The 6051-nt window shown below is 38.2% G+C and carries 8 protein-coding genes and 3 pseudogenes; 3 read left to right on the top strand and 8 right to left on the bottom strand.

Going from position 1 to position 6051, the window contains the following annotated elements:
- The 8 genes and pseudogenes from CEV08_RS08735 to CEV08_RS08705 all read right to left on the bottom strand — a co-directional run.
- Window positions 1-359, bottom strand: a pseudogene (locus tag CEV08_RS08735) (lambda exonuclease family protein); the annotation flags it as partial.
- Between the two features lies 1 nt (window position 360).
- A complete protein-coding gene (locus CEV08_RS08730) occupies window positions 361-1173 on the bottom strand; it encodes an ERF family protein (RefSeq protein ID WP_100131226.1) in 813 nt (270 codons plus the stop codon).
- A gap of 125 nt (window positions 1174-1298) precedes the next feature.
- Window positions 1299-1646: a hypothetical protein gene (locus CEV08_RS08725; protein WP_100131225.1), complete on the bottom strand. Its 348-nt coding sequence runs from the start codon at window positions 1644-1646 to the stop codon at window positions 1299-1301.
- A gap of 14 nt (window positions 1647-1660) precedes the next feature.
- Window positions 1661-2398, bottom strand: coding sequence for an antA/AntB antirepressor family protein (locus CEV08_RS08720; protein ID WP_100131224.1), 738 nt, complete (start codon window positions 2396-2398; stop codon window positions 1661-1663).
- 18 nt (window positions 2399-2416) lie between these two features.
- On the bottom strand, window positions 2417-2593 hold the full coding sequence (locus CEV08_RS10065) for a hypothetical protein (protein ID WP_245407085.1): 177 nt from the start codon (window positions 2591-2593) through the stop codon (window positions 2417-2419).
- Window positions 2541-2681: an antA/AntB antirepressor family protein gene (locus CEV08_RS10060; RefSeq protein ID WP_245407084.1), complete on the bottom strand. Its 141-nt coding sequence runs from the start codon at window positions 2679-2681 to the stop codon at window positions 2541-2543. Before CEV08_RS10060 ends, CEV08_RS10065 begins: the two co-directional genes overlap by 53 nt.
- 159 nt (window positions 2682-2840) lie before the next feature.
- Window positions 2841-3215 carry a hypothetical protein gene (locus CEV08_RS08710; RefSeq protein WP_100131223.1) on the bottom strand — a complete coding sequence of 125 codons (375 nt, stop codon included), beginning with the start codon at window positions 3213-3215 and terminating at the stop codon, window positions 2841-2843.
- Window positions 3216-3376: 161 nt separating this feature from the next.
- Window positions 3377-4027, bottom strand: a complete 651-nt coding sequence (locus CEV08_RS08705; protein ID WP_100131222.1) for a LexA family transcriptional regulator — start codon at window positions 4025-4027, stop codon at window positions 3377-3379.
- A gap of 440 nt (window positions 4028-4467) precedes the next feature.
- Between CEV08_RS08705 and CEV08_RS08695 the strand changes: the two genes are divergently transcribed.
- The 3 genes and pseudogenes from CEV08_RS08695 to CEV08_RS10055 all read left to right on the top strand — a co-directional run.
- A complete protein-coding gene (locus CEV08_RS08695) occupies window positions 4468-4944 on the top strand; it encodes a crossover junction endodeoxyribonuclease RuvC (protein WP_100131221.1) in 477 nt (158 codons plus the stop codon).
- Window positions 4937-5727, top strand: a pseudogene (locus tag CEV08_RS08690) (YdaU family protein); the annotation flags it as partial. The gene CEV08_RS08695 and the pseudogene CEV08_RS08690, both read left to right, overlap by 8 nt.
- 40 nt (window positions 5728-5767) lie before the next feature.
- Window positions 5768-6051, top strand: a pseudogene (locus CEV08_RS10055) (hypothetical protein); the annotation flags it as partial.

Below are 6051 nucleotides of genomic sequence, written 5' to 3'. Positions count from 1 at the left end.
GGTGATTGTGGGCATTTGACTTCAACTAAACCGTCATCACCAACAAACCCATCAGGACTAGCCCCCGCCATTTGGATTGTGGGGTGTTGGATAAAACCGCATTGAGAGACTTCAGTATCATAAATGAATGCATATTCTTTCAAGGCATCTTCTTCATGTTCAATGCCCCATTGCATAGCAGGTGTTGTATAAAATTGGCTTATTTCTCCTGTTAAACGCTCTGTCATAAGCTTAATTTTATAGTCTTAATATTTGCTTGTAGGGGTTCCCTTTACTGTTTTACTGAGTACGTTGTAAACGTTTGAAGCAGTGACTTTACCTAAACGGGCTTGAAACCACTCTGCTGTTCTTTGTTCCATTTCACACCGCCGTTTGTTGAGTTGGTACATATTTTTGTACCGACGCGTCTATCTGCTTTTGTTGTGGAAGTGATTGTCCTTTTGGAGCCTTTTGTTTGTTTTGTGTATCTTTCAAAAGATGCAAAACGATTTGGGCTTGTCCCTCAGACATATCCGTAAGATTTGTGACTTTAACATAATCAAGTACCTTTGCTTCTTCTGATTGGGTTTGCACTATGAGTCTTCTGATTTCATTGATTTGCTGCGGAAATGCCTTTTTGATAGGGGCGTTTCCATCTGTATCATCATCTTCACTCACAATATTAAGAAGCATACCTAAGAGATATCTACGTGCGTAAGTGATTGTAGAACCAACTGCTTGTACGTTGTTTTTACTCCCTGTACTATCAAAAGGAAATGTTCCTTGTGTTGATATTTCATTGCCTGATATATGCTTTAAAGTCATTTCTACAGTTATACCATTTGAATTCTGCTCTTTGATACGAGAGAACAAGGCAAAGCGATATTTTGAAAGACTATCCTTTATGGCATCAAGATATTTATCAAGCGTAGCATATTGGCTATTTGTATGGGTGTTTGTAGCATTTTTATGTATTTTTTGATATTCCATTTGCATAGCGGAAAGATCACAGACAAAGTTTTGGCGCTCTTGTCGTTGTATCTCCTTTTCTCGTAATTCGAGAAGGCTCTTGAGACAGTCCAGATCAACATCATTTTCTAAAGCTCTTTCTAAAATAAGCTCCATGGCTGTAGATTTGACTTCACAATCGTTTGTTTTGTTTACTTCTGTTAAGTTTGTGTTTTGTTCATTCATTATTGTTTCCTCCATTGCGCGCAACTCACCCGTGGCGTGAATCACGCTTGTGTTAAAAGTTGTTTGGTTTGGTTGTTAGAAAGAGATTTATAGAGGTCCTATAAGATCAGTCAGTTCGTATTTCTTCACCATGCTTTTTCTCCAGTGGACATGACGTTATCGCCATCAATATCCGCATCACGATAAATTTTTGCGTTACCATAAATACGTGCATTACCGGAAACTGTTGCCATTCCATAAACTTCGGCATCATCATAAACTTGTGCATTATCGTAAACGCAAGCACAAGATAAGACGAATGCATTACCACCTACCCAGCAATTGCCATGATGCGATAGGTTGTTTTCATGTTCTATAAAGCCGCCTAAATTACCTTTTTTAATAACTCCAAAGTCTCTTAAGGCGCGGATACGGTGTAGAGTTACCCCTTTAAACTCAGCTGTCTCATAAGTAAATTCGTATTTCTTTTCCATAAAATGATTACCTCTTAATGCATGCTTTGTCGTTTAAGTTCTTGAGACAACACACCAATGCCTTTTGCTGTGATTTTTGCGCAAGGAATGACTTTTTCTATTCCACTCGCGGTTTGAAGTGTGATGGTTGGACAATCCATAAGTTGCTTTTGGATTTTGTCTTGATACGGTAGCAAATTTCCACCCGCTGCACGTCTGTAAATCCACCCTTTTTGCTGTAAGAATTGAATGAATTGTTTTGGTTGCATCTCGAGTATTTTAGCAGCTTCAGTAAGACCGAAGAGTCCATTATGACGCTGTAAACTTTCAAGAGCCATGGCTTTTGGTGTTAAATCTTCAATGATGGTGTCTTTTTGATCTATTTGACCTTGTAGGTAATTCAAAAAGCCAATCATAGCTTTTGGACTTGAATAGTCGATTTGTGGGGTTACTGCTTGCTTTGCACGCCGTTCACATTCGAGAAAGTATTCTCTTGCTTGCTTTCCTTTTTTATTCCGTTCAACCATGGCAAGTTCTTTTGCCATATCTAAGGTCAGATAGTATTCGACTGCTATGGCATTGTTCGCCTCCATTTTTTTGTGGAAGCGAATAAAGTCCTTTCTATCAAGGAAAGCATAGGTCATAATACGCTTTTTTATCCACGTAGAAAAATCTTGTTTACTTTCCAAAAAGGCATGCAATTCACGTGTATTGACGGTTTGAACGCTTTCTTCGTTAATGGTGTTATTTGTAATAGCGATAGGATTATCCATTTTTATGATCTCCTCCAATTACCAATAAGGACGCAATATTTGTTTTAAGATGACCACTTGGTTTCGATGCGGTTCTGCTTCGAGAATTTCTTTTGCTGCATAAATTTTTAAGTGATGGCTCTCTGTATCATCAGGGTCGATTTCATATTTTGGACAAACCTTTTTTCGCTTTCCTTCTTTTTTTTGTGAAGACAAAATGCACGCCCTTTTTCAATTCCAGCTTTTCAACATGATCATTAAACCAAGTGTCAAAATCTTGTTGCAATTGTAAGTGCCTATGCATTACATGGGCTTTGACCATTTTGGCATAACCGATTTTGTTGTCTACCTTGTTTTCAGGTATGAGATATCCTTCACTATCATTATCATGTGTGTTCATAAGATTACTCTAATCAATTATTGATGGGAAAAGGGGGCGCTTTTTCAAACGCCCTTAAGAATTTTAAAGTACATCACAAGGACGCAAACGATGTTGTTGTTCGTAAGTACCGTAGACCTCATCATTATATTTTTCTTCTACTAACTCAGATAAAAGATCGTGGTAAGCATTACTTTCACCTACAAAGTAATGAACCTCACTATCCTCATAGAGATCTTCAATATTTGCTTCTACATATGCTTCTGCAATATCTTCAGAGATATCTTCACAACTCTTCTCAGAAGGATTGATGCGAAAGATTTGGATTGCATCATCTACCTCATCAACAATGCTTAAAACTTGGCTTGCATCAAGTGGTCCAGACTCTGCAATGTATTGCTCTTTATCGTAGGCAACTAATAAAATTTCATTGGAATGAATGAGAATTGGCTTATCCATAATTTCCCCTCCCTAACGCCTCTTGGCGATTGTTCGTGTTAATTTATGGATACCAATGTAGCGATTTTAAAAACAAAGTCAATAGAAAAATGTAGCGATTTTAAAAATTTTTTAAAAGTAATAAACTAAAGACCTGCTGGAAAAAATATAAAAATATTAATTTATATTCTGGCTGGCTTAATCCAGTCGATAGGTGCACACCATTCTAACTCTACATCTACGATATCGGCATACTTTCCATTTATACTGGATAAAACCCATTTCCCTTTTTCTTTTCCGAGACGTAATACTTTGATATAAACTTTTCCACATTTAGTTTTTATGATAGCGCGGTTGTTAATAAGATTCCCTGGTGGCAGATGATAGGAATAAAAAAGAAGGCTTCCTTCTTCAATGGCTGGAAACATAGAATCACCTACCACGCGAACAGCAACAGTTCCTTTAGGAGCAGATGGCGGGGCTTCTACTTCTTCTAGACAACCAGAATCTATTGCGATTATTTCTCCGCCGGCTCCTACAGATCCAATCAAAGGAACTAAGTGATTAGTGGGAATAGAAGCACCTGTAAGTTTTGATATTTCTAATAATTCTCGAGCAGAAATATCTCTTGTTCCTTTTAGCATTTTATTGACGGCAGCACGATCTATCGAGCGACCTAAAGAAGCGGTTAGCTGTCTTGAAAGCTCTGATTGGCTTAATCCAGCTTCAGATAAGGCATTTTGTAACCATTGAGAGATACTTATTGTCATATCTTTATTGTAGGTACGTTGTATACAACCGTCATTTTCTAATTTAGAAACATGTAACTTCATTATCAATTTTCCTTCTTGACATTGTTTTTATAATCGCTACATAATGTGCTATGAAACAATTTTATGAAATAATAAATCTGTTAGGTGGGGTTCGTAAGGTATCTCAGTTGCTTGGGGTTCATAGAACACGTGTGTATGTCTGGCTCCGTCCTGTATCAAAAGGTGGAACTGGTGGAAGAATTCCGATAAAACATATCCCAATCCTTTTAAATGAAGCTAAAAGAATTGGAGCACCAATTAAGGCAGAAGACTTTTTCTCGTTTTTTTATGGGGCGCAATCATTTATGGGGCGCAATTATATGACACTATATCACCTCAAATATCTTCTTTTACTACTGCTCCTACGGATGATAACGAGCACCAGCAGCACAATTTTTAAAAGCTTAATCACACACGCTCTGTCATAGCACACATATAAATACGCAACAGCAGGGGGGATTATGATCACTAATGCACAAACTATTCTTTGTCTTGATCTAGTCACCAAGACTGGCTGGGCTATATGCGGTGCTGATGGTTTTATCACAAGTGATACAGAACATTTTCAATCACGCCGTTTTGAAGGCGGTGGTATGCGTTATCTGCGCTTTAAGAAATGGCTTACTAAACTAAAAAGGTCTGTTGATGAAATTGATGCGGTGTATTTCGAAGAGGTACGTCGGCATGTGGGTACAGACGCTTCTCATGTTTATGGGGGCTTTCTAGCAACTTTGACGGCTTGGTGTGAACATCATCAGATACCGTATGAAGGCATTCCAGTTGGCACAATTAAGAAAGCGACAACAGGCAAAGGGAATGCGTCAAAAGAAGAAATGATTAAGGCAATGCGTGCAAAAGGTCACGCACCTTGTGATGACAATGAAGCAGATGCTTTGGCAATTTTATATTTAACGAAAGAAGGGGGTGCACATGTCTAATGCAATGCCATGGATCAGATTCCATTTGGATGACTGGATAAGTAGTACAGATGGAATGACATTGGAACAACGGGGCGTTTATATAACGCTTCTTGTTCGTATGTATGACAAAAAAGCACCAATTAGAGAAGACTTTGGAACACTTGCACGTGTTTGCAACTGTTCGCAAAAAAAGTTTGTAACTGTTGTCGAATATCTCATGAGGAATGATAAAGTTATTCAAACAGACGACGGATTGTGGAATACGCGCGTTGAAGAAGAGCTAAAAGATTTTTCTGATAAAAAAGATCATATATCACAAGTTCGTAGTGAAGCTGGTAAAAAAGGTGCACAAGCAAAAAACAATACAAAACAACATGTTAATAATTTTGCTGAAGCAAACGTTAAGCAAAATCAAGCTATAAAGAATAAGAATATAGATATATATAAAAAAAATAAAACTATCGTTTTATCAAAAAAAGAAATTGGTTCTGAAAATTCAGAAACGACCGATTTGGTTCAAGAGCCAATCGAGGTTGATGCTGTTGAGAGCAAATCGAAACGGTAGCAGATAACCAACCATCCCTTCACGAGCAAGAAAACGTTCTCAAAAAAGCCAAGCGGTCAAAAGCTAATCGGGGTTGTCGATTGCCTGAAGACTTTGAACCCGATTACGATTTTGCACTTGCAGAGGGCTTGCCTCCAGAGCGTGTGAAAGTCGAAATCGCAAAGTTTCGAGATTACTGGCGTTCAAAAGCTGGAGCAAATGCAACCAAAATCGATTGGCAAGCAACGTGGCGTAACTGAGTGCGAAATTCAAAAAATTACAAACAAGGAGAAAATTATGGAAAACAAACAAATTCCCAAACAGGACAACAGCGCGGTCGTGCCTATAGAATTACACAACATATGTCCGATTTCAAAAATGCAGACAGTCCGTACAAATTTTTGTTCGAGGATGATGCAAAATCCTCCATTCCATTGGTTAGCGGGCAAAAAGCCATCACCTGCAGAAGCGGAGAGAATTATCTCGTTGGGTAATGAAGCTTTGCAAATGCTTGATGAAAAAGCTTCTGAGGAAGAAATAAAAGCGATGTTTCTCATACTTTCTGGTGGGCTTAAAAGCGC

Origin of the sequence: Bartonella tribocorum (genome assembly GCF_002778015.1) — a bacterium.
Classification (GTDB): domain Bacteria; phylum Pseudomonadota; class Alphaproteobacteria; order Rhizobiales; family Rhizobiaceae; genus Bartonella; species Bartonella tribocorum_B.
The sequence above is the reverse complement of the archived record's forward strand: the minus strand, read 5'-3'. Positions and strand labels throughout refer to the sequence as shown.